Genomic DNA, 20,725 nt, shown 5'->3' on the forward strand with positions numbered 1-20,725 from the left:
CCGAGATCAGGCGACTCCGGGTTCCAGGAGCCCCACACGCAACCGCTTGATGATCCGGCTGATCAGCCGGGACACATGCATCTGGGAGACCCCCAGCTCCTCGGCGATCTGCGACTGGGTCCGCTCCTCCACGAACCGCAGATGGATGATGCGCCGCTCACGGTCGTCGAGCTCGGCGATCAGCGGCGCCAACGAGTGGAATTCCTCGACGAGTTGCAGCGACGGGTCCTCCTCGCCGATGAGGTCGCCCAGCACGGCGTCGCCGTCCTCGCCGCCGTCGGAGGTGAGCGCCGCGTCGAGCGAGGAGGTGTTATAGCCGTTGGACGCCTTGCGCGCCTCGATGACCTCCTCCTCGGACAGGGACATCAGCTCGGACAGCTCACGCGTCGTCGGCATCCGGCCCAGCCGGGACTGCAACTCGTCCGTCGCGCGGGCCAGCTCCACCCGCGCCTCCTGCAAACGCCGCGGCACATGCACCGCCCAGCTCGTGTCCCGGAAGAACCGCTTGATCTCGCCGACGATGTACGGCACGGCGAACGTGGTGAACTCCACCTCCCGGGACAGATCGAACCGGTCGATGGCCTTGATCAGCCCGATGGTCCCGACCTGGACGATGTCCTCCAGGGAGTCGTCCCGCCCGCGGAAGCGCGAGGCCGCGTACCGCACGAGCGACAGGTTCATCTCGATGAGCGTGTTGCGCACGTACTGATACGTGTGCGTGCCCTCGTCCAGCACGGCCAGCCGGTCGAAGAACTGCCGCGACATCTCCCTCGCGTCCTTCGGCCTGACCTGGGACGGGTCCTCGATCAGCGGGAGGCCGACCCCGTCCGCCATAACCCTCCCCCGTGCCGTGGCCGTTGTACATGCCGTCACGGCTGCCATGCTGTCCACCCCTCTCGCCCGAAGCCTTGTCGGCCTTGTCGCCACCCCACGCCTGCCCCGCTGCCCGCGACTCAGTCCCCCTCGGAAGCGAAAGGGACCGTGTCCCTCCCCACTCTGGCCAGAAGTCGCCGTCCGCCCCGGGGGACAGGACCACCGAGGGCTGGCGAACCGTCACCACGAACGCGCGCACCGTTGTTTGTCCACGGAATCGCGGGGCAAGCGGAGTTCCACGCCTCCGGATCGGAGGCGCGCCGGCGGGAGCGGTCTTCTGCGCACGGGCCTTGGTCGCCCACCCACCGTTCCGCGCCGTAATTCCCTGAAAGCGTCGTTCAGGAGCGATTTCCCATGCTGGTCAATGTGTCCGCAAACGGTTCCGGCACCTCCGTACGTCCCGGCACGCCCCCCAGGAGGACGCACGACGACGCCCCCGACACCGCCACCGCCTTCGCCCGGCTCGCCGCGACGGACGCGGGGCCCGAATGCGACCGCGTACGGGACGAACTCGTCCGGGCCTGGCTGCCCATGGCGCACCGCATCGCCGGCCGCTTCCGCAACCGCGGCGAGTCGCTGGAGGATCTGCGCCAGGTCGCCGCGATGGGCCTGGTCAAGGCGGTGGACCGCTACGAACCCGAGCGGGGGGCGTTCGAGAGCTACGCCGTGCCCACCATCACCGGCGAGATCAAGAGGCACTTCCGCGACCGGATGTGGACGCTGCGCGTCCCCCGGCGGGTCCAGGACCTCCGCAACAAGGTGCGTGTGGCACGCCGCGAACTCAGCCAGACCTCCGGCGGCGCCGCAGAACCCTCGGTCGCCGACATCGCCGCCCTCGCGGGGCTCACGGAGGACGAGGTCAACGCCGGGATGGAGGCGCTCGACAGCTTCAGCGCCCTGTCGCTGGACGCCGAGATGTCCTCCGGCGAGGACGGCTACAGCCTCGCCGACACCCTCGGCGCGCCCGACACGGCGTACGACGTCGTCGTGGACCGGGAGGCGGTCAAGGAAGGGCTGCGCCGACTGCCCGAACGCGAGCGCGCCATCCTCTACATGCGCTTCTTCGAGGACATGACGCAGAACCGCATCGCCGACCGCCTCGGCATCTCCCAGATGCACGTCTCCCGCCTCATCAGCCGCAGTTGCGCCCGCGTCCGGGAGGAGGCCCTCGGCCGGACCGCGCCCTCTTCCTGAGCCCCTGCCGCCTCACCCGTTGCCACCTGCTGTCGTCGGATCACCCAGGAGCGAAACAGATGCTGATGCCTCACCCCGCGACCCTGCGCAGACTCGTCGAGGAGTACGAGTCACTCCAGGTCCACGAGGGCGAACGACACGAGGGCGAACGACATGAGGGCGAGCGACGCGACCACCAGGCCGCTCGACGCGCGCAGGACCTGGCGTACACGTTGTGCGTGTCCACGGGCACCCGCGACATTCGCCAGGCCCTGGAAACGGCACGCGGGCAGCTCGCCGCCGCCCAGGCGGCCGCGACCGCGGAGCTGTGCGGGATCCGTGTGGAACTCCCCGCGGAAATCGACGGCCATGGTCCGGGCGCGAGCGGGTATGCGGCGCTTCATGAAAGCTGATGAGCCGAGCTGTCCCGAGCAGTCGACTCCGAACTCGCCATGATGCCGATGGAGCGCCACTCGCCCGTGAACCACGACACCGCTCCCGCCGAGGGACCGTCCGCCCGGCCGTTGCGGCCGCCGGCCGCGATCACCACCGCGGCGGCGGCCCGCCAGTACGTGCGGGAGTTCGTGGGGGAGCGGTGGCGTTCCGCGGTCGGACCGCCGGCCGAACAGTCGATGATCGATCTCATTCTCGTCGTGTCCGAACTGGTCACGAACGCGGTCCGGCACGGTGGCGGCGTCGCCGCGTTCGACGTCGCGCTCACCCCTGAGGGTGTGCGGCTGAACGTGCGGGACCACAGCGCCGCCGTGCCCGTGTGCCTCCACGGGCTCGGCGTGCCGCCGCGCGCCCACGAGGGCAACGGATACGGATGGCCGCTGATCAACCGCCTGTCCAGCGAGGTCGACGTCGAGCGCCGCGCGGCCGGCGGAAAGACGATCAGCGTGCTGGTGCCGCTGGCCCGACCCCTCGCCCCTGACGCCTCGCCCCTGAGCCCTGGCAGGGCAGGAACCTGAGCTCTACCAGGGCAGGAAGACGTGCACGTCCTTGCCGTGGTCGTGCACCACCACGCTCACCTCGTCGCACAGCGTGTGGATCAGATGCCAGCCGATACCGCCGCCGCCCTTGCTGGGGCTGAAGGGGCGCGGCGCCGGCGACATCGTGCTCGTGTCCCCCAGCGTCACATGGACCCCGTCGAGCGTGCGCCGCATCGTCAGCTCGAAGTGCCCCGGAGCGTACTGCACCGCGTTGGCGGCCAGCTCCGTGACCACCAGCAGGATGTCGTCAAAATGCTCGACCGCCGCCGGCGGTGAGGTGCGCGCGAGGATGCTCAGGAACCCCTCGGCGGCCGTGCGGGCCCCGGTCACGTCGCCGAGCTCTCCGCCGAAGGCGGCGTGACCGTCGTAGATCTCCTCGGAAGGCAGCTTGTCGTCCCTACGTGGTTCTGTTGCCAACTCGTCTTCCCCCGCTCGGTTTCTTGAGGCGGACGCGATGTCGCGTTCCCCTCCGACGCTCGTGTTTCCCGTCCGCGGAGCGGATACGCGTGCGAAAGAGTAGGGATGTGTGGGGCCTTGGGGAAGAGAGTGGCCCTCCGGTGCCCCTGGTCGGCGTCGGCGCACTACCGGTCATCCGCCTCACCGACCTCGGCCGGGGTCCTGAAGACCAGCAGGGCGACGTCGTCGTCGTTGCCGACGGGACGGGCACGCTCCAGCAGCAGGTCGCAGAACACGTGCAGGGGCCGGTGGGCGAGCGCCGCCGCGTGCTGGCGCAGCCGGGCCAGGCCCCGGTCGAGGGTGTGCCCCGGCGACTCGATCAGACCATCCGTGTACAGCACGAGCGTGGACAGCGGCGGGAGCGCGGTGAGCGTGTCGGTACGCGCCCGTATCAGGCCCGTGCCGAGCAGATGGTCGTGCTCCTCGTCCAGGAACCGGGACCGGCCGTCATGGGTGATCAGCAGCGGGGGCGGATGCCCGGCGTTGGTCCACCGCAGCATCCACCCGTCCTCGCTCTGCTCGACCCGGCCGAAGACCAGGGTCGCCATGGACGCCTCGGCCACGTTCACCACGGCCTGGTCCAGCCGCTCCACGATCGCGCTCGGCGGCTCCTCCAGGGCCCAGGCGTAGGCCCGGAGCATGTTGCGGACCTGCGCCATCCCCGCCGCCGCGTCGATGTTGTGCCCGACGACGTCCCCGATGGCCACCGCCGTGGCCCCGTCCGACAGCGAGAACACGTCGTACCAGTCGCCGCCGACCTGCGAGGACTCCGACGCCGACTCGTAGCGCGCCGCCATCCGCAGACCCGGTACCTCCGGCATCTGGGGCAGCAGATGGCGCTGCATGGTCTCCGCGATGTGCCGCTGACGCTGGTACAGGCGCGCGTTCTCCAGCGCCAGCCCGGCCCGGCGGGCGATGTCCTCCAGCAGGGACAGCTCGGCGCCGGTGAAGGACCCCGGCCGGTCGCTGAGGCCCAGCGTGAGGGCGCCGAGCACCGCGCGCGGCCCGCGGATGGGCGCGATCGCCGCCGAGCGCAGACCCGTCACCTGGAACAGCCTCTGCTGCGCGACCGTGATCCCCGAATCGGGCGGCCCCTGGTAGGTCTCCGGCCCGGCCAGTGCCGACGCCGCCCCGCGCAGGGCCCGGGACAGCGGCATGAACGACTCCTCGTGCACCGGGGGCAGCGGGCCCTCCAGATCCTCGCGCCGCACCACTACACCGTCGTGGTGGGTCGCCACCGTGGTCCGCCAGACGTCGTCGCTCTCGGTGATCAGGTCCACGATGGCCCAGTCCGCCAGCCGCGGCACCACCAGCCGGACCAGGCGCGCGACCGCCTCGTCGGAGTCCAGCGTGGAGGTCAGCCGGGTCGTCGTCTCGGCGAGCAGCGCCAGCCGCTCCAGCTGCGACAGTGTCGGCGACTCGGCGGCCGGGGGGAGCGCCTCGCTCCCCGAGCCGCACTCGTAGAACAGGACGGCCGCGCCGGTCGCGCCGTCGTCGATCCGGCAGGGTGTGACCAGCCAGGTCACCGGCAGCGGCGTGGCGTCGCCGCGCCGGAACCACTCGCGGTCCCCGCCGCCCGTACGGCCACTGAGGAACGCCTGCATCATCGAGCACGACGCCCGGGGCAGTGTCTGTCCGAGGTGGTCGCGGTGCAGCAGTTCGTGGGCGTCGCGGCCGACGAGTTCGTCGGCCGTGCGGCCGAGCAGGGCCTCCGCGCGGGCGTTCACCGAGACGATGGAGCCGTTGTCGTCCACCACGTACATGCCGGCGTGCAGGAGATCCGGCAGCCCGTCCGGCGACCGTACAGCCGTACCGGGCGGCTGCCGATCGAGGTGATCCGGACTCCACGCGCTCATGTTCGGTGCTCCTCCGACTGGTCGGTCGCGGACGGGACTGTGGTACGCCACCGCGGGCGCTCCGCCCTACGTGCATCACGCAGTACCCCGGTCCCCGGTGACCTACGCCCGAAAGGTCCGCGACAGCAGCTCGGAGCCCGGCCCACGAACCACGCACCGACGCGACAGCCGTTCGGGACCGGCGCCGCCCACGGGCGCACACACGCCGTGTCCGCACGAGGCCGTCGGCCTCATGCCTGGGTGTGCCGTACGCACGCCGTGACGACCTCGCGCAGGCTCCCCGTACGCTCCATCACCTCGCACTGCACCCGGGCCCCGTTGCCACGCCTCACCAGCTCCGCGACGGCCGCACGGGCCAGGTCGGCGTCGCCGTTGCCAACGAGGGCTTCCCCGACGTGGTCGAGCAGCGCGTGGATCACCTCGACGGCGGGCCGGGGCCGCATCGTGACGGGGTCCAGGAGGTTCCCCGACATACCGGAGCGGGCGGCCCGCCAGGCGGCCAGCCGCAGCAGTCCCGCACTGTGTGCGAGAGGCTCCAGACCGGCCCGCCACTCACGCGCCGCTGTCTCCACGAGCCCCCGGGCGAGGGCGGCGACGAGAACCGCGGTGTCGGGGTGCAGACAGACGTCCGCGACCCGGATCTCGACGGTCGGATACCGGTGGGACAGCCGCGCGTCGAAGTAGATCATGCCCTCGTCGCGTACGACCTCCGTGGCGATCAGGTTCGATACGTACTGGTGGTACCGCTCCGCCGAACCGAAGACGTCCGTCGGCCCGGCCATCGGCCACATGCCCCACACCTGGCTGCGGTAGCTGGCGTACCGGCTGTCGCGGCCCTGCCAGAAGGGCGAGTTCGCGCTCAGGGCCCTCAGGACCGGCAGCCACGGCCGGATACGGTCCAGGACGGCGACGCCCTCCTCGTCGGACTCGACGGACACATGCACATGGCAGCCGCAGACGAGCTGCACCTGTGTATGCAGGCCGAACTCTCGTGCCATCCACAGATACCTGCTGTTCATGGTGATCGTCGGGCTCACCGGCAACGGCGACGTGGCCAGCGCGACGACCGCGCTGCCCAGCCCCTCCGCATGGCGCGCCGCGTCCTTGCGGCAGCGGATGATCTCGGCCCCGAGGTCGGCCATCGACGACTGCGGATGCGTGGCGAACTCCACCTGCTCGTCGTGGAGCTCCTTCTCGAACACGTCCTGCCCCGCCCCCTCCTGCGCTGCCCGTGCGAGCACCGCCGCGGCCCGCGCCTGTGGCGCGCCGGTCTCGGGGTCGACCAGCAGGAGTTCCTCTTCCACTCCGACGGTACGCACGTCATCCGGCCCTTTCGCGGTAGGTGCGGTAGGTGGTGACAGCCGTGTGCCCTGGGACGACGCCGGGACACCTCAGCGGTCGGCGTGCGGGCCTGATCCGTGTACGCGGTGGCGGTCCGGGTACCCGTGCGGAACTTCGGGGGCCGTGCCGGGGCAGGCGCGGCGCCCGGTCAACCACGACAGGAGGAGGAGAACGTGACCAGCACCACCGAGACCGGCCGCGTGACCGGTACGGCCGACAAGGACTACAACCTGATCTGGTACGTCGAGGCCTGTCTGGACAACGCGCTGCGCCTCGAGACGTACATCCAGGACGCGGAGCGGGAGAAGGACACCGAGGTGGCCGAGCTGTTCCGCAAGGCACAGGCCGACAGCCGCAAGGGCGCCGACCTCGGCAAGCAGCTCCTGCACCGACGCCTGAGCGACTGACGGCCCGCCCCGGGCCGCCTGCGGTTCGGGAGAACTTCGGACACTCCGTTCCCGGCACAGCGCCATTGTGGGCACGGCCCAGGCCGTCACGCGAACCGGCTGGATAAGACGCGTCGGGGGAACGGGGTGTCCGTCGTGTCCGTCCACGATGGACCCGAACGGGCACCGGAAGAGCACCGAAACAGGCACCGGAAGAGCACCGCACAGACACCGGAAAACGTCCGGTAAAAAACAAAGGCAAGGAGCTCGACCACTCCTTGCCACTCTCAACTTATAGCGCACCGGGGGGCTTGCGGCAAGACCCCGCCCGTGCCGCAGAATCGCCGACCGAAGCGAGAATCTGCGTACATGGGGGTAGCGATGACCGACGTGACCGGTGCGACCGACGTGATCGTGGTCGGCGGCGGGCCGACCGGGTTGATGCTGGCGAGCGAGCTGAGGCTGGCCGGGGTGAGCACGGTCGTGCTGGAGAGGCTGACCGAGCCGACCGGGGAGTCCCGAGGGCAGGGTCTGCACGCGCGCAGTGTCGAGATCATGGACCAGCGTGGCCTGCTGGACCGGTTCCTCGCGGTCAGTGAGAAGTTCCGGGTCGGAGGTCTCTTCGGCGGTGTCATGAAACCCTGGCCGGACACCCTGGACACAGCTCACGCGTACGGCGTGGCCACCCCGCAGCCGGTCACCGAGCGCCTGCTCCACGAGCGCGCCGTCGAACTCGGCGCCGATATCCGGCGCGGCAGCGAACTGGTCGGGCTGAGCCAGGACGAGAACGGTGTGACCGCCGAGCTGGCGGACGGCTCGCGGCTGCGCGCCCGCTATCTCGTCGGCTGCGACGGCGGCCGCAGTACGGTGCGCAAACTCCTCGGCGTCGCTTTCCCCGGCGAGCCCGCCACGGTCGAGACGCTGCTGGGGGACATGGAAGCGACCGAGGACCAGGCGACGATCGCCGCTGTCGTCGAGGAGGTCCGCAAGACCCAACTGCGGTTCGGCCTCGCCCCTCTCGGCGACGGGAACTACCGCGTCCTCGTACCGGCCGAGGGCGTGTCCGAGGACCGTACGACCGCACCGACACTGGACGAGTTCAGGCAGCAGCTGCGGGCCTACGCGGGCACCGACTTCGGGGTGCACTCACCGCGCTGGCTGTCCCGGTTCGGCGACGCCACCCGGCAGGCCGAGCGCTACCGGGTCGGCCGGGTGCTGCTGGCCGGCGACGCGGCGCACATCCACCCGCCGACCGGCGGACAGGGGCTCAACCTCGGTGTGCAGGACGCGTTCAACCTCGGCTGGAAACTGGCCGCCGCGGTCGGCGGCTGGGCGCCGGAGGGACTGTTGGACAGCTACCACACCGAGCGGCACCCGGTGGCCGCCCGCGTGCTGGTCAACACCCGCGCGCAGATCACCCTGCTCGGGTCCGATCCGGGGCCGACCGCGCTGCGGGAACTGTTCTCGAAGCTGATGGACTTCGAGGAGGTGAACCGGTACGTGACCGGGATGATCACCGCGGTCGACGTCCGCTACGACTTCGGCGAGGGCCACGACCTGCTCGGCCGCCGCATGCGGGACGTGCGGCTGAAGCGGGGGCGCCTCTACGAGTTGATGCACCACGGCCGTGGCCTGCTGCTCGACCGGACCGGCCGGCTCTCGGTGGAGGGCTGGGCGGACCGGGTCGACCACGTCGTCGATCCCGCCGAGGACCTGGACGTGCCCGCGGTGCTGCTGCGACCCGACGGTCACGTGGCATGGGTGGGTGAGGACCAGCGGGAACTGCTCGGGCGGCTTCCGCAGTGGTTCGGAGCCGCCACCGGCTGAGCGCGGCACGCCGGGGGAGGTGTGGCCCCGGGGGGAGGCGCGGTCGCTCGTCGCTCGGACGGCTGTCGGGAACCTTCCCCACGGCGCAGGATCCGGCGATGACCTCGCCTCCCGCGGTAGCCCGTACCGCCCCGAGGATCACGACGCCCTCCACGGGATCCGCATACGTACCGCCCACAACGGCGGCGACAGCCGCCCCGCCTACGCGGACCCCGATGTCTTTCCCGGCGCCCACCGGCCCCCCCGACCACCCCCGACGAGGCGAGCAGGGCCGCGCCCCTGACCTCCACCTCGCGGTACTCACCGCACGGCGGCCAGGACGTGGCTGGGTCCCACCTGCCAGACCGCTCCGACATGCTCGAAGCCCGCGTCACGCAACAGCGCGACATGGCCGGACAGGGTGAGATCGTTGCCCTCGCAGCGGGGGCGCCCGCCGTCGTCCCTTCGTGAGAGGAGAGGGGCCAGCTCCGGGTCGGTGGCCGCGCTCGACCACCAGGAATCCCAGTCCTCGGTGAGGGACGCGGCGCTCCGGGCGGCTCGGCGGCGGCCGATGTCGATCGCGAGCTCGGACACCTTCGTGGAGTCCGGGCTGATGTGGTCCCCGTTGATCAGGATGCCGCCGGGGCGCAGCAGCCCGGCGAGTTCCCGGTAGACCCGGCGCAGGGTGTCCGCGCCCAGGCAGTGCAGGGCGGTGGTCGACACCACCGCGTCCGCGGGGCGTGCCAGGCCGGGGGTGTCGAGCCAGCCGGGTGCGCCGATCAGGGTCCTGACGTACCGCAGGGCGCTGCCGTAGTGGGCGCTGCCGAGTTCCAGGAGGAGCGGGTCCGCGTCCACGGCGAGCACCTCGGCCGTGGGCAGACGGCCGGCGAGCCGCGCCGCCAGGCATCCGGGGCCGCTTCCCAGGTCGACGACGAGGGGCGCGGGGCAGTCGCGCGTCACATGCTCGACCAGGTCCGCGATGACCTCGAACCGCTCCTCGCGGTCGACCGCGTACCGCTGCTGCTGACGTTCCCAGCGCTCCACCCATCGCGCCGCCGTCGCCGTGCTCACATCCATGCCGGTCGCACTGCCTCCGTCCCGTCCCGTCCCTGCTAATGGAAATCATTGCAGAGAAGCGAGAGCGGAGAGCAACTGGTCGATCTCCTGCGGGGTGTTGTGCACGTGCAGACTCACCCGCACCGATTCCTCCTCCGCCCCGCGGCCCGCCTGGCAGTGGCCGTCCGCCCGCACCATGAACCCGTGGCTGAACCCTTCCAGCAGCAGGGTGCCCAGGGGGCGTCCCAGGCTCGGCGCGGGGCGGGAGAGCAGTTCGTCGAGATAGGCGGCGGCCGTCGGCCGATGGGCCGGGAGGCTCAGCGCGCCCTTGAGCGTGCCGTTCTCTGCCCGCAGACCGTAGCCGTGGCCGCCCCGGGTCAGGGGCGGGCGGCTGCCCATGACGGCGCCGGTCAGCTCGGTGGTGTAGCGCTCCCACTGGGCCGCGTGCGCCAGGTAGCTGACGCCGAAGCCGCCGCCGATGGCGCGCGGCTGGAAACCACGGATCCGTAAGTCCTCCATGGCCCGGAGGCATCCTTCGAGCGCCGCCGCCTTCTCGTCGAGGCTCGTGGTGTCGAGGTGATAGCCGACACCGATCGGCTCCAGCTGGTCCCCGTGCCGTTCGAGGGCGTCGAGCACGTGGTGCAGGGACTTCACCGGTGTACCGAAGCGGCTCCGGCGCGAGAGTTTCCTGGTTCCGGACGTCTCGAAGCCGGACAGGCGTAACAGCACGCGGACGCGCGGAAGTCCGTGGGCGCGGACGAGGCCCGCCGCCTGCTCCAGCTCGGCGGGACCGTCGGCGTTGAGGCTCGCCCCGCTGCGCGCGACGAGCCAGAGGAACTTCGGGTCCTTGGGACCGGTCGCCATGATCCGGGATCCCGCGAACCCGGCTCCCAGAGCGTGTTGCAGTTCGCCGAGCGACGCTGCGTCGAGGGCCGCTTCCGTCGTGGTGAGCCGGCGTACGAGGGAGCCGGCACGGTTCGCCTTGTGGGCGAAGAAGATCCGCCCGGCCAGCCGGTGCCGGTCGAGGACCGAACGGAAGCGCCGTACGTTGTCGGCGATCTGGTCCGGCAGGAGGACGTTCAGCGGGGAGCCGAGGGCGTCCACGAGGGTGTGCAGGAGCGGTGCCGAGTCCAGGAGGGCCGCTGTGCGCGACTCCAGCCGTGGTTCCAGCTACAACGGGTCGTCGCTCGTTCCAGATGTTCCTCCCCACCGAGGAAGACGTACGGGTGTCGGCAAACGGTCAGAACGACCGTAACCCTCCCCTCGCCGGGCCCTCCGGAATCGGGCCCGTGAGGGAGGGGCTGTTTCCCGACGTCGGACGGCTGGAACGGGACGGTCGGAGGCGGGGAACGGGACGGTAGGGGAGGGACGCACGGGTTGAGAGTGAACGTATCTTGGGGCCGGGCGGGGGGTACTGCGGAGGGTCAAGCGGTTCGCAGGGCGAGGCTCATCAGGATCGCGTCCCGGTCGTCGCCCGGGGCGATCCGCAACGCGCCGGGCCAGCGGCCGACCTCCACCCAGCCCACCTTGCGGTAGAACTCCTCCAGGCCCACGCCGCCCCGGGTGGAGAGCGAGAGCCGCTCCAGGCCCATCTCGTCCCGGGCGATGTCATGGACGCGGTGCATCAGAGCGGTGCCGATCCCCAGGCCGCGGAAGCGCGGATGCGTCTGGACGTGGTTGACCGTGCCGCAGTGCGCGCCGAGCGGATGCGGCTCCCGGCGGACGATCAGCCAGCCGGCGAGTGAGCCGCCGACGGTGGCGACGAGCAGTCTGCCGTGCCCGGGGTGAAGCCCGTGGACGAGCGAGTCCACCACGGGACCCACGTCGTGTGCGCTCACCGGCAGGGGCGGGAACTCGGTGGCGAGGACCGCGCCACCGGCGTTCGCCACGACCTCCCAGCAGCCGACGATCTCCTCTCTGAGCCCCGGGGCGACCTCCTCGGGTCTGGTCAACTGCAGGAACTCCGAGACTTGATGCACCGTCATGTCGGTCAGCCTCGCACACACGGGCACGGCGGCTACGGCTTCGCCCTGACCAGCCCCGCGTCGTACGCCATGATCACGGCCTGGATGCGGTCGCGGGCGCCGATCTTGGCGAGGACGCGGCCGACGTGCTTCTTCACGGTGGATTCGGTGAGGACGAGCCGTTCGGCGATCTCCGCGTTGGTCCAGCCCTGGCCGATGGCGACCAGCACCTCGTGTTCGCGGTCGCTGAGGGTCCCCAGCCGGGGGTCGGCCGGGAGAGGGGTGCCGGTGGGGGCGAGCACCTGGTGGGCGTAGGCGTCCAGGAGCCGCCGGGTGAGGCTGGGGGCCACGACGGCGTCCCCGGTGGCGACCGCGTGGATGCCGGCGACGAGTTCCTCGGGGCGCGCGTCCTTGAGGAGGAAACCGCTGGCGCCGGACCGCAGCCCTTCGTACGCGTATTCGTCGAGGTCGAAGGTGGTCACGATGAGGACGCGGCTGCGGCCCCCGGAGGCGACGATCCGGCGGGTCGCCTCCAGCCCGTCCATCCCGGGCATGCGGATGTCCATGAGGACGACGTCGGGGCGTAGCCGCGCGGTGAGCCGGACGGCTTCGGCGCCGTGCTCGGCCTCGCCGACCGGAGTGAGGCCGGGGGTGCCCTGGAGGAGCATGCGGAAGCCGAGGCGTTGCAGCGGCTGGTCGTCGGCGATCAGCACGGTGGTCATGGCAGATGATCTCCTGATGCCGACAGGACGGGTGGTCCGGGGGGTACGTCCAGCAGGACGTCCACGATCCAGCCGTGTCCGGTGTCGCGGGGGCCGATGGTTACGGTGCCGCCGTACATGGCGGCCCGCTGCCGGACGCCGACCAGACCGTGCCCCGGGCCGTCGGTGCCCGGCCCCGGCCCCGCCCGGCCGGGCGACCCCGTCGCCGCGCCGGTGTCGGCGACCCGGACGCGTACGGTGGCGGCCTCGGCGCTCACCCCGACCTCGGCCGCGGAGCCCGTACCGGCGTGCTTGAGCGTGTTGGTCAGGGCCTCCTGGACGATGCGGTACACGGTGAGCTGGACGCCGCTGCCCAGCGCGCCCAGGTCCCCCACGGTCCGATAGGTCACGGGCAGGCCCGCCGCGCGGACCCGCGCCAGCAGGGGGTCCAGGTCGCGGATGCCCGGCTGCGGGCCGAGCAGCCGCTCGTCGTCCTGGCCCTCGCGCAGGACCCCCAGGACGCGGCGGAGTTCTCCCATGGCCTGCCGGCCGGTGTCGCCGAGGAGACGCAGGGCCTCGGCCGACTCTTCGTTGTTGTGGGCGGCGAGGGTGGCGGCGCCGTCGGCGAGGCCGACCATGACGGACAGGTTGTGGCCGACGATGTCGTGCATCTCGCGGGCCACCCGGGCGCGCTCGGCGGCGGCCGTGAGCCGGACGCGCTGGTCGCGTTCGACCTCCAGGCGGGTGGCCCGGTCCTCCAGCGTCACCAGGTACATCCGGCGGATGCGGAGGGTGAGGCCGAGGGTGACGGACGCCATGGCTGTGCCCAGCAGGAAGAAGAGCCCGAGCAGCGGATGCTCCACCTGTCCCAGGAGCCAGACCGCGAGGGCCAGTTCACCGACGGTCACCGCCACGGCCCAGCCCAGCGCCCGCAGGGAGCCGTGCAGGGCCAGGCTGTACAGGGCGACGAGCATGCTGACACCGGCCTGCTGCCACACGTCCAGCGACCACTGGACGAGGGAGACCACCGCGATCACGAAGTAGGTGACGGCCGGGGCCCGGCGCCGCCACCACAGCGGGGTGATCAGCGCGGCCGCGAGGACGAACGGGACGGCGGCGGGCAGGTCGGTGCGGTACGCGGTCTCCCCGAACGGGCCGCCGTCGCCGCCGTGGGTGAGGAGGTCGGGCAGGCTGAGCAGGGCCACGACCAGCACCACCGCGGTGTCGAGCAGCCAGGGGTGCCGCCGGTCCAGCAGCTGCCGTCGGTGCTGTCCGTGCAGCATGCGGCCCAGGACCGGGTGCCAGGCGGCGTCGAACCCCGGGGACGGCGGGAGTGCCGTACCCGGGGCGGTCTCCGCGGCGGGTGACGCGCGGTGCGGACTCATGGTCCTCATTGTCCTCGGTCTCACAGGTCGGGCGTCCGTCGCCTCGCAGATCGGGCCCGGAGGTACAGGAGCCCGTGGTCTCACAGGTCAGGCGTCGGTGCGCACCAGTCGGTACGCCGCCCCCGCCAGGGTCAGGGCCACCCAGCCGGCGAAGACCGCGAGGCCCTGTCCGGGTGAGAGGGAGTCCGCGGACCCGGTGAGGGAGTAGACCGCCGACCCCGCGTTGCTGGGGAAGTAGGGGGTGATCGCGTCGTACCAGGAGTCCGGCAGCAGCGTGGCCAGGCCGGGGAGGATGAGCAGGATGCCGACCAGGGCCGCGATGGCTCCGGCGGAGGAGCGGAGCAGCACGCCGAGCGCCACCCCGAACACGGCGACCAGACCGAGGTAGACACCGGCACCGGCCAGGCTGCGCAGCACCCCGTCGTCGCCGAGCGACAGGGAGATCTTCTCCCCGTCCAGGCCGGGACCGCCCAGCAGGAACGCGGTCAGCGCGCCGACCGTGGTGAGGACCAGCGCGATCATGCCGATCACGGCGCTCTTGGACCACAGCACCGGCAGCCGCCGCGGCACCGCGGCGAGCGTGGACCGGATCATCCCGGTGCTGTACTCGCCGGCCGACAGCAGCACCCCGAGGACGCCCACCGCCAGGGACGCGAAGGTCACGCCGGTCAGCGCCAGACTGACCGCGTCGATGTTGCCGGAGTTCGCTCCGGGCGGCCCGTCGGCGATGACGCCGGGGCTGTACGTGTAGGCGGCGATGGCCCCGAAGAGGACCAGCAGCACCAGGGCCACTCCGAGGGTGATCCAACTGGAGCGCAGCGACCAGAACTTGGCCCACTCCGAGCGCAGCACCCGGCGGCCCGTCACCTTGTGCACCGCGGTGCGGGCGGGGACCACGGAGAGATCGGTGGCGGTCATCAGGCGGCCTTTCGCGCGGGCTCGGCGGGAGCGCTCTGGTACTCGACGGCGTCGGCGGTGAGTTGCATGAAGGCCTCCTCCAAGGAGACGGCCTGCGGGGTGAGTTCGTACAACGGCACCCCGTGCTGGGCGGCGATCGCCCCGATCTCCCGGGCGTCCCGCCCGGCGACGATCAGTTCCTCGGTGGCGGAGGAGCTGATGGTGACGTCCGGACCGGCCAGCAGCGAGCGCAGCTTCAACGTCTCGGTGGTGGCGACCTTCACACCGCCGCCGCCCGCGTCCCGGACGAAGTCGTCGACGGTCGTGTCCGCCAGCAGCCGCCCCCGCCCGATGATCACCAGGTGGTCGGCGATCAGCGCGGTCTCGCTCATCAGGTGCGAGGAGAGCATCACGGCCCGGCCCTCGTCGGCCAGCCGACGCAGGAGGTTGCGCACCCACAGCACGCCCTCCGGGTCGAGACCGTTGACCGGCTCGTCGAGCATCACGACCGCGGGGTCGCCGAGCAGGGCGGCGGCGATCCCGAGCCGCTGTCCCATGCCGAGGGAGAAGGCGCCCACCCGCTTGCCGGCCACGCTGGTCAACCCGGCCAGCTCCATCACCTCGTCCACCCGGTGGCGCGCGATGCCGTGCGTGTGCGCGAGCGCCATCAGATGATTGAACGCGGTCCGTCCGGGGTGGACCGACTTGGCCTCCAGCAGCGAGCCGATCTCGTGCAGCGGCGCCGCGTGCCGGGCGTAGGACCGCCCGTTGACGGTGACCGTGCCCCCGGTGGGGGAGTCCAGCCCGATGACCATGCGCATGGTGGTGGACTTGCCCGCGCCATTGGGGCCCAGGAAGCCGGTCACCTCACCGGCCTTGACGGTGAAACTCAGGCGGTCGACCACCGTCTTGTCCCCGTACCGCTTCGTCAGCTCACGCGCTTCGATCATGGCTGTGGGCCTTCCTCGCCTCGAACCGGGCCGCGATTTCCCACGACCTCCGTGTTCGAAACTACGAGCCCGCCTGCCCGCGCCCCTGGGACCGCGGGGGACACTTCGGCGCCCCAGTGGTACCGCGGTACCACTCGGAGATCCACCCGCACGACACGGCGGCATCCGCACCGGCCTCCTGCCGTCGCGGTGCCGCTGCGACGTGGCCGCTCAGCGTCGTACCCCGCGAGCCCTCCGGCGGGCGCCCAGCAGTGTCCGCGCCGTGCCCACCACCGGCGGGGACGCCGAACCACGCAGCAGTCCCGCACCCCGCGCGAACGCCGCGTCCGCGGTCAGCAACTCGATGTCGATGAAAGCCCGCAGCAACACGCCGTTGGGGCCGGTCGTGAGGACGGGCATTTTCCCGGCCGCCCGCAGGCAGACGCGGGCCGCCTCGGTCTGATCCTCCACCAACTCCCGTACGGCCGCCGACTCCCGGCCCTCGGCGAGATCCTCCGCCGTGACCGAGAAGCGTTCCAGCGTCTGCGTCGGGATGCCCAGGCGGCCTTCCGGCAGGTCCTCGGCCAGGTCGTTGACGAAGTCCAGCCGCTGGCTGCCGTCGATGAGCGTCCGGCAGGCCGCGCGGAACCGCCCGTCGTGGCCCTCCGGGCCCAGCAGCGAAGCGACCAGCATGAACGCGGGCAGCGAATAGGCGTCCAGGTAGGCCTGGTAGTCGGCCTCGGTGGCGAACCCGCTGAACTCCAACTCGGCGGTGGCGGTGGACAGGTACTCCTCCACGGCCACGCGCAGCCGCGGATACGCCCCCGTGGTGTGCACGAGGGCGCGGATCAACGGATCGTCGCTCAGCCCCGTGTCCAGCGCTCGGCGCACCTCCCCCTCCCACGACGCCCACGCCGAGACCCGCTGGGGCCTCGGGCCGGTGTCCAGCAGGTCGTCCCCGTGGTGCATCACCGCCGTCGCCGCCACGACGTGGGGCAACATCGGCCGCGGCAACAGCAGTCGGGCCGCGAGATACGAGGTGCGCCGGCAACGCGCCACCAGGTCCCGCTGTACGTCGTAGTCCCTCCGCAACTCCGGCTCCCGCACACCCGCGGCGTCCAGGCTCTGCTTCCACGCGCTCATGCGCCGATCGTAGAGGGGCGTGCCGAGGCACGGCCGATGCCCCAGGACCTGCCGCTTCGGCTCTGGCACCGGGGCGGATGCCCCGCAGCCGCGGGCCATCTCCGCGTGTAAGGGGGTCGGCGCGAAGGGCCGGCGGCGCTGCCCGAACGCCAGTGAGCCCGCAGGCTACGTTGGCTCCATGTACTCGACGCGGGTCTCCGGACATGTGAACGCCGCACGCGCGGACGTGTACCGGGCGCTTCTCGACGCGGACGCGATCGCGCGATGGCGGGTACCGGACGGGATGAGCAGTCATGTGCACGAGTTCGACGCCCGTGAGGGAGGCAGGTTCCGGGTCTCGCTCACCTACGACGCGCCGACCGGCACCGGCAAGTCGGCGTCCCACACCGACACGTACCACGGCCATTTCGCGAAGCTCGTGCCCGATGCGGAGGTGGTCGAAGTCCTCCGGTTCGAGACGGAGGACCCCGCGCTGCGCGACACGATGACGATCACCACCGTGCTCACCGACGCGGACGGCGGCACCGATGTCCTCATCGTGCACGAAGGCATTCCCGACGCCGTGCCGGCCGCCGACAACGAGACGGGCACACGCATGGCGCTGGCCAACCTGGCCCGGCTCGTGGAGGCGTAGGCACCGAGGTTCGCGGTGCCCGGAGGAGAGGATGATCGCGCCGGACCCGATCAGGAAGACGGCGGAGGAGTGCGTGGTAGACTCCCCTGCGCGGCGAGGCCGACGCCTCCGGGCAACGTCCCGAAGTCGGCCGCCGACCGCGACCGCGACCTCGTCGAAGCCTGCCGCGCCGCCCCGCACGACGAACCCTTGATCCACCCGGGCGCCGCGACCACCCTCATCCGCACCTACCTCGACCGTGCCCGCACCGGTGACTCGAACTCCCTGATCAGGCAGCAGATGTGACTGAGTGTGACGCGGCGGTCCCCTCAGATGGGGGTAGTGGATTAAGTGCGTCCGGTTCAGGGTGACGGACATGACAGAACTGCAGACCTTCGTACTGCCCCCCACGGTTGACGGCAGTGACGTGGACAAGGCACTCGGCCAGGCACTGATCGCCGCCTGGCAGGGCGACGGCATCTTCCAGATCCAGGCGACGCCGGAACAGGAAACCGCCACCGAGCGGGCCCTCGAAGCCTCCCGGGGTTTCTTCGGCCGCCCCTTCAAGGAGAAGGCCGGGCACGTGTCCGACGTCACCTACAGCGGGTACGTCGCGTCCGGGGAGGAGGAGACGGCCGGGGAGAAGGACGGCTCGGAGATCTTCACCGTCTGCCCCGACATCCCCGAGGACGACGCCCGGGTCCTCGACAAGTGGCCGTGTCACGGCCCCGCTCCCTGGCCTTCCGAGCAGTACGCCGACGCCATGAAGAACTACCTGGGCACCGTGGGCGACATCGGCGAGCGCCTGCTCCGACTGGTCGCTCTGGGCCTCGGCCTGGACGACATGGACCACTTCACGAAGCTCACCGCGGACGGCTGGCACCACATGCGGGTCCTGCGCTTCCCGCAGGCGGACGCCACCTCCGAGCGGGGCATCGGCTCCCACACCGACTACGGTCTGCTGGTCATCGCGGTCCAGGACGACGTGGGTGGCCTCTACATCCGACCCCCGGTACCGGGGGAGTCGCGAGGCCGCAACTGGCTGCCCGACGAGTCCATGGCCGGACGGTACGAGAACGAGGAGCCCTGGACCTTCGTCACCCCGGTCCCCTCGGTGTTCACCGTCTTCCCCGGTGACATCATGCAGTTCATCACCGGCGGAACCCTCCTCTCCACCCCGCACAAGGTGCGCCTGGCCGACCGCGAGAGGTACACCATCGCGTACTTCCACGAGCCGTCCTTCCAGGCCGTCGCCCGACCTCTGGAAGGGGGCGGGGCGGACGAGTTCATCCACTACGGCACGCACTTCACCAACATGTTCATGCGCTGCTACCCCGAACGCACCGCCACCGCGCGCATAGAGGCGGAGGACCGGCTCGCCGTCCTCGAACGCCTCCGCAAGGAGGCCCTCAACGCCTGAACCGCGTCCGAGGCGGGCCGTGTCGTGGCCCGGTACGCGGCGAAGCCGCCCGGCTACTGCCGGGCGGCGACCGGCTCCGGCGCCTTTCGCCGCCTTCGCACAGCGCGATCAGGGCCTGCGTCGGGCCGCGGTCACGAGGAAGGTGGTGTCGGTGTCTGCATGATCAGGCCGCCGTGAGATGGCCGGCCGTGCGGGTGCCCGCGTGCGGGTTCGGGATCGCCGAGCAGAAGGCCTCCTTGACCGCTCTCGTCGTGCGGGGGAACAGGAGCTCAGCACCGTGGAGTCGAACTCGCCGTCGCCGAAGAGGAGATCGCAGGCGTCGCCGCTGACGACCCGACAGTGCGGGAACCGGGTCAGGGCGGCGTCGACCATGGTTTGACTGCTGTCGACGCCGACCAGGTTGCTCCCGAGCCGGGAGAGCTACGCGACGACGCGCCCGGTTCCGCAACCGATGTCCGCGTGCTCTCCCACAGCGCTGCCGAGCGGGCGGTAGGTGGCCTCACGCACGAGCCGACCGCTCTTGCTCTCCTCCGCCTTCCGGAGACAGGCGATGAAGTCCCCGGGCGTACCGGACGAGTCGACGTCGTCGAAGCAGTCGGAGAGACGTGCGGCCTTCTCGTCCTGAGTTCTCTCCCCTCCGTGCCGCCCGCGGATCGGTGTTCAGGGCAGCAGGCCCAGACGGCGGGCCGTCACGACGGTTTCCATCCGGGTGTGGCAGCCCAGCTTCCGCATGGCGCTGCGCAGATAGCTCTTCACCGTCTCGGCCCGCAGGCCGAGTTCGTCCGCCACGTCGGTGTTGGTCCGCCCCAGCGCGACGCAGGACAGCACATCGAGTTCGCGCGACGAGAGGGTGCTGAGGGGGTGGGAGGCGGGAACTCCGGCGCCGGCCAGCTTGTCGCACACTCCGATGACCCGGTCCCGCAGCTCGTCGTCCGTGAGCTGCTGGGTGAGGATGCGCAGTTCCGCGTATGCCTCGCGAATCGTCTCCCACCGGGGGGACGTGGGGCCCTCGGACCGGTCGGTGGTCACCGTGGGCTCTTTGAGGGTGTCGAGGCGGCGCATCACCTCGTCCCGCACGGCCAGGTTCTGTTCCAGACCGCGGGCGGCCCGCATGACCGAGTCGACGGTCCGGTCGCCCAGGGCCACGGAGCGGCGGACCGCGCCGTACATGACCGCCCGCACCGTCCGGTTCACCACCACGGGCGCCGCCACGACGGCATGGATGCCCTCCGCGGCGACCATGAGGTCGTAGTGGTGGCTGATCTGCTTGGAGTTCGCGTAGTCGTTGACGGCGATGGGGCGGTGCAGGGCCACCACCTTCCCGCCGAGCCCCATGCCGAATCCGAGAGTCAGTCCGAACAGGGCGTTGGTGGAGTTGCCCGTGAACTCGGTGAGCTGCGCGTGCCGGCCCCTGACCACGACACCGCCGAAGGCGAGATCCACGCCGGCGGTGTCCCGTAACGCCTGGATGCCCCGTTTGACATGGCGGTCATCGTCCGGAACGGGGGGTGATTTCACTGTCATGCGGCTTCCTCGATCTGCCTGGGGGCAGGAACGCGCCCCCTGCCCGAGACGTGCGCGGGCTTTGTGCGGGAGTGGTGCTTGTGTGGCGACTGCTGTGAACGAGTGTGTAAATGAGTACGTGCAAACGGGGTTTGCGACTCTCCGGAATACGGGGTTCAGGATCCTCCGGAGGCTACGGCTACGGCTACGGCTACGGCTGCCGCTGCCGCT

General features: G+C 71.2%; 20 protein-coding genes and 2 pseudogenes. 8 read left to right on the forward strand and 14 right to left on the reverse strand.

The window, feature by feature from the left end; genetic code table 11:
• Nucleotides 1-6: 6 nt before the first annotated feature.
• On the reverse strand, nucleotides 7-834 hold the full coding sequence (locus tag OG622_RS47630) for an RNA polymerase sigma factor SigF (protein ID WP_371583476.1): 828 nt from the start codon (nucleotides 832-834) through the stop codon (nucleotides 7-9).
• A 393-nt stretch (nucleotides 835-1,227) separates the two neighbouring features.
• Between OG622_RS47630 and OG622_RS47635 the strand changes: the two genes are divergently transcribed.
• The 3 genes from OG622_RS47635 to OG622_RS47645 all read left to right on the forward strand — a co-directional run bounded on the left by OG622_RS47635 (nucleotide 1,228) and on the right by OG622_RS47645 (nucleotide 3,017).
• A complete protein-coding gene (locus OG622_RS47635) occupies nucleotides 1,228-2,067 on the forward strand; it encodes an RNA polymerase sigma factor SigF (protein ID WP_371583478.1) in 840 nt (279 codons plus the stop codon).
• Nucleotides 2,068-2,126: 59 nt separating this feature from the next.
• Complete coding sequence (locus OG622_RS47640) at nucleotides 2,127-2,459, forward strand: DUF5133 domain-containing protein (RefSeq protein ID WP_371583480.1); 333 nt, start codon at nucleotides 2,127-2,129, stop codon at nucleotides 2,457-2,459.
• A 66-nt stretch (nucleotides 2,460-2,525) separates the two neighbouring features.
• Nucleotides 2,526-3,017: an ATP-binding protein gene (locus OG622_RS47645; protein WP_371583482.1), complete on the forward strand. Its 492-nt coding sequence runs from the start codon at nucleotides 2,526-2,528 to the stop codon at nucleotides 3,015-3,017.
• A 3-nt stretch (nucleotides 3,018-3,020) separates the two neighbouring features.
• Here OG622_RS47645 and OG622_RS47650 read toward each other — a convergent pair whose 3' ends face one another.
• The 3 genes from OG622_RS47650 to OG622_RS47660 all read right to left on the reverse strand — a co-directional run bounded on the left by OG622_RS47650 (nucleotide 3,021) and on the right by OG622_RS47660 (nucleotide 6,669).
• A complete protein-coding gene (locus OG622_RS47650) occupies nucleotides 3,021-3,455 on the reverse strand; it encodes an ATP-binding protein (RefSeq protein WP_371583484.1) in 435 nt (144 codons plus the stop codon).
• Between the two features lie 164 nt (nucleotides 3,456-3,619).
• Nucleotides 3,620-5,350, reverse strand: coding sequence for a SpoIIE family protein phosphatase (locus tag OG622_RS47655; RefSeq protein ID WP_371583486.1), 1,731 nt, complete (start codon nucleotides 5,348-5,350; stop codon nucleotides 3,620-3,622).
• 230 nt (nucleotides 5,351-5,580) lie between these two features.
• Nucleotides 5,581-6,669, reverse strand: coding sequence for a glutamate--cysteine ligase (locus OG622_RS47660; RefSeq protein ID WP_371583488.1), 1,089 nt, complete (start codon nucleotides 6,667-6,669; stop codon nucleotides 5,581-5,583).
• 195 nt (nucleotides 6,670-6,864) lie between these two features.
• On the opposite strand from OG622_RS47660, the gene OG622_RS47665 reads away from it, so the two are divergent.
• Nucleotides 6,865-7,098, forward strand: coding sequence for a hypothetical protein (locus tag OG622_RS47665; RefSeq protein ID WP_371583490.1), 234 nt, complete (start codon nucleotides 6,865-6,867; stop codon nucleotides 7,096-7,098).
• Nucleotides 7,099-7,458: 360 nt separating this feature from the next.
• Nucleotides 7,459-8,904, forward strand: a complete 1,446-nt coding sequence (rox, locus tag OG622_RS47670; RefSeq protein ID WP_371583492.1) for a rifampin monooxygenase — start codon at nucleotides 7,459-7,461, stop codon at nucleotides 8,902-8,904.
• A gap of 300 nt (nucleotides 8,905-9,204) precedes the next feature.
• Here the strand turns inward: rox and OG622_RS47675 are convergent, their stop codons facing one another.
• The 8 genes from OG622_RS47675 to OG622_RS47710 form a co-directional block, all read right to left on the reverse strand.
• The gene (locus tag OG622_RS47675) at nucleotides 9,205-9,960 is read right to left on the reverse strand and encodes a trans-aconitate 2-methyltransferase (protein ID WP_371583494.1); all 756 of its coding nucleotides are present in this window, start codon (nucleotides 9,958-9,960) and stop codon (nucleotides 9,205-9,207) included.
• Between the two features lie 45 nt (nucleotides 9,961-10,005).
• Nucleotides 10,006-11,109, reverse strand: coding sequence for a Y4yA family PLP-dependent enzyme (locus OG622_RS47680; protein ID WP_371584443.1), 1,104 nt, complete (start codon nucleotides 11,107-11,109; stop codon nucleotides 10,006-10,008).
• A 254-nt stretch (nucleotides 11,110-11,363) separates the two neighbouring features.
• Nucleotides 11,364-11,924: a GNAT family N-acetyltransferase gene (locus tag OG622_RS47685; RefSeq protein ID WP_371583496.1), complete on the reverse strand. Its 561-nt coding sequence runs from the start codon at nucleotides 11,922-11,924 to the stop codon at nucleotides 11,364-11,366.
• 32 nt (nucleotides 11,925-11,956) lie between these two features.
• Nucleotides 11,957-12,625: a response regulator gene (locus OG622_RS47690; protein ID WP_371583498.1), complete on the reverse strand. Its 669-nt coding sequence runs from the start codon at nucleotides 12,623-12,625 to the stop codon at nucleotides 11,957-11,959.
• Nucleotides 12,622-13,989: a sensor histidine kinase gene (locus tag OG622_RS47695; RefSeq protein WP_371583500.1), complete on the reverse strand. Its 1,368-nt coding sequence runs from the start codon at nucleotides 13,987-13,989 to the stop codon at nucleotides 12,622-12,624. Before OG622_RS47695 ends, OG622_RS47690 begins: the two co-directional genes overlap by 4 nt.
• A gap of 87 nt (nucleotides 13,990-14,076) precedes the next feature.
• Nucleotides 14,077-14,907 (reverse strand): ABC transporter permease, encoded by an 831-nt coding sequence (locus tag OG622_RS47700; RefSeq protein WP_371583502.1) that lies wholly within the window; start codon nucleotides 14,905-14,907, stop codon nucleotides 14,077-14,079.
• Entirely contained in the window at nucleotides 14,907-15,836 is a 930-nt protein-coding gene (locus tag OG622_RS47705; RefSeq protein WP_371583504.1) for an ABC transporter ATP-binding protein, read from the reverse strand. The genes OG622_RS47700 and OG622_RS47705 overlap by 1 nt, the downstream gene beginning before the upstream one ends.
• Nucleotides 15,837-16,046: 210 nt before the next feature.
• Complete coding sequence (locus OG622_RS47710) at nucleotides 16,047-16,958, reverse strand: squalene/phytoene synthase family protein (RefSeq protein WP_371583505.1); 912 nt, start codon at nucleotides 16,956-16,958, stop codon at nucleotides 16,047-16,049.
• A 178-nt stretch (nucleotides 16,959-17,136) separates the two neighbouring features.
• Between OG622_RS47710 and OG622_RS47715 the strand changes: the two genes are divergently transcribed.
• The 3 genes and pseudogenes from OG622_RS47715 to OG622_RS47725 all read left to right on the forward strand — a co-directional run bounded on the left by OG622_RS47715 (nucleotide 17,137) and on the right by OG622_RS47725 (nucleotide 18,991).
• Complete coding sequence (locus tag OG622_RS47715) at nucleotides 17,137-17,592, forward strand: SRPBCC domain-containing protein (protein ID WP_371583506.1); 456 nt, start codon at nucleotides 17,137-17,139, stop codon at nucleotides 17,590-17,592.
• A gap of 111 nt (nucleotides 17,593-17,703) precedes the next feature.
• Nucleotides 17,704-17,847, forward strand: a pseudogene (locus OG622_RS47720) (DNA-binding response regulator); the annotation flags it as partial.
• Nucleotides 17,848-17,947: 100 nt separating this feature from the next.
• Nucleotides 17,948-18,991, forward strand: a complete 1,044-nt coding sequence (locus OG622_RS47725) for a 2-oxoglutarate and iron-dependent oxygenase domain-containing protein (RefSeq protein WP_371583507.1) — start codon at nucleotides 17,948-17,950, stop codon at nucleotides 18,989-18,991.
• A gap of 108 nt (nucleotides 18,992-19,099) precedes the next feature.
• On the opposite strand, the pseudogene OG622_RS47730 reads toward OG622_RS47725, so the two are convergent.
• Both OG622_RS47730 and OG622_RS47735 read right to left on the reverse strand, forming a co-directional pair.
• Nucleotides 19,100-19,396 (reverse strand): annotated as a pseudogene (locus tag OG622_RS47730) (methyltransferase domain-containing protein); the annotation flags it as partial.
• Nucleotides 19,397-19,651: 255 nt separating this feature from the next.
• Nucleotides 19,652-20,515 (reverse strand): response regulator transcription factor, encoded by an 864-nt coding sequence (locus tag OG622_RS47735; protein ID WP_371583509.1) that lies wholly within the window; start codon nucleotides 20,513-20,515, stop codon nucleotides 19,652-19,654.
• Between the last annotated feature and the right edge of the window lie 210 nt (nucleotides 20,516-20,725).

The organism is Streptomyces sp. NBC_01314 (assembly GCF_041435215.1).
Classification (GTDB): Bacteria; Actinomycetota; Actinomycetes; order Streptomycetales; family Streptomycetaceae; genus Streptomyces.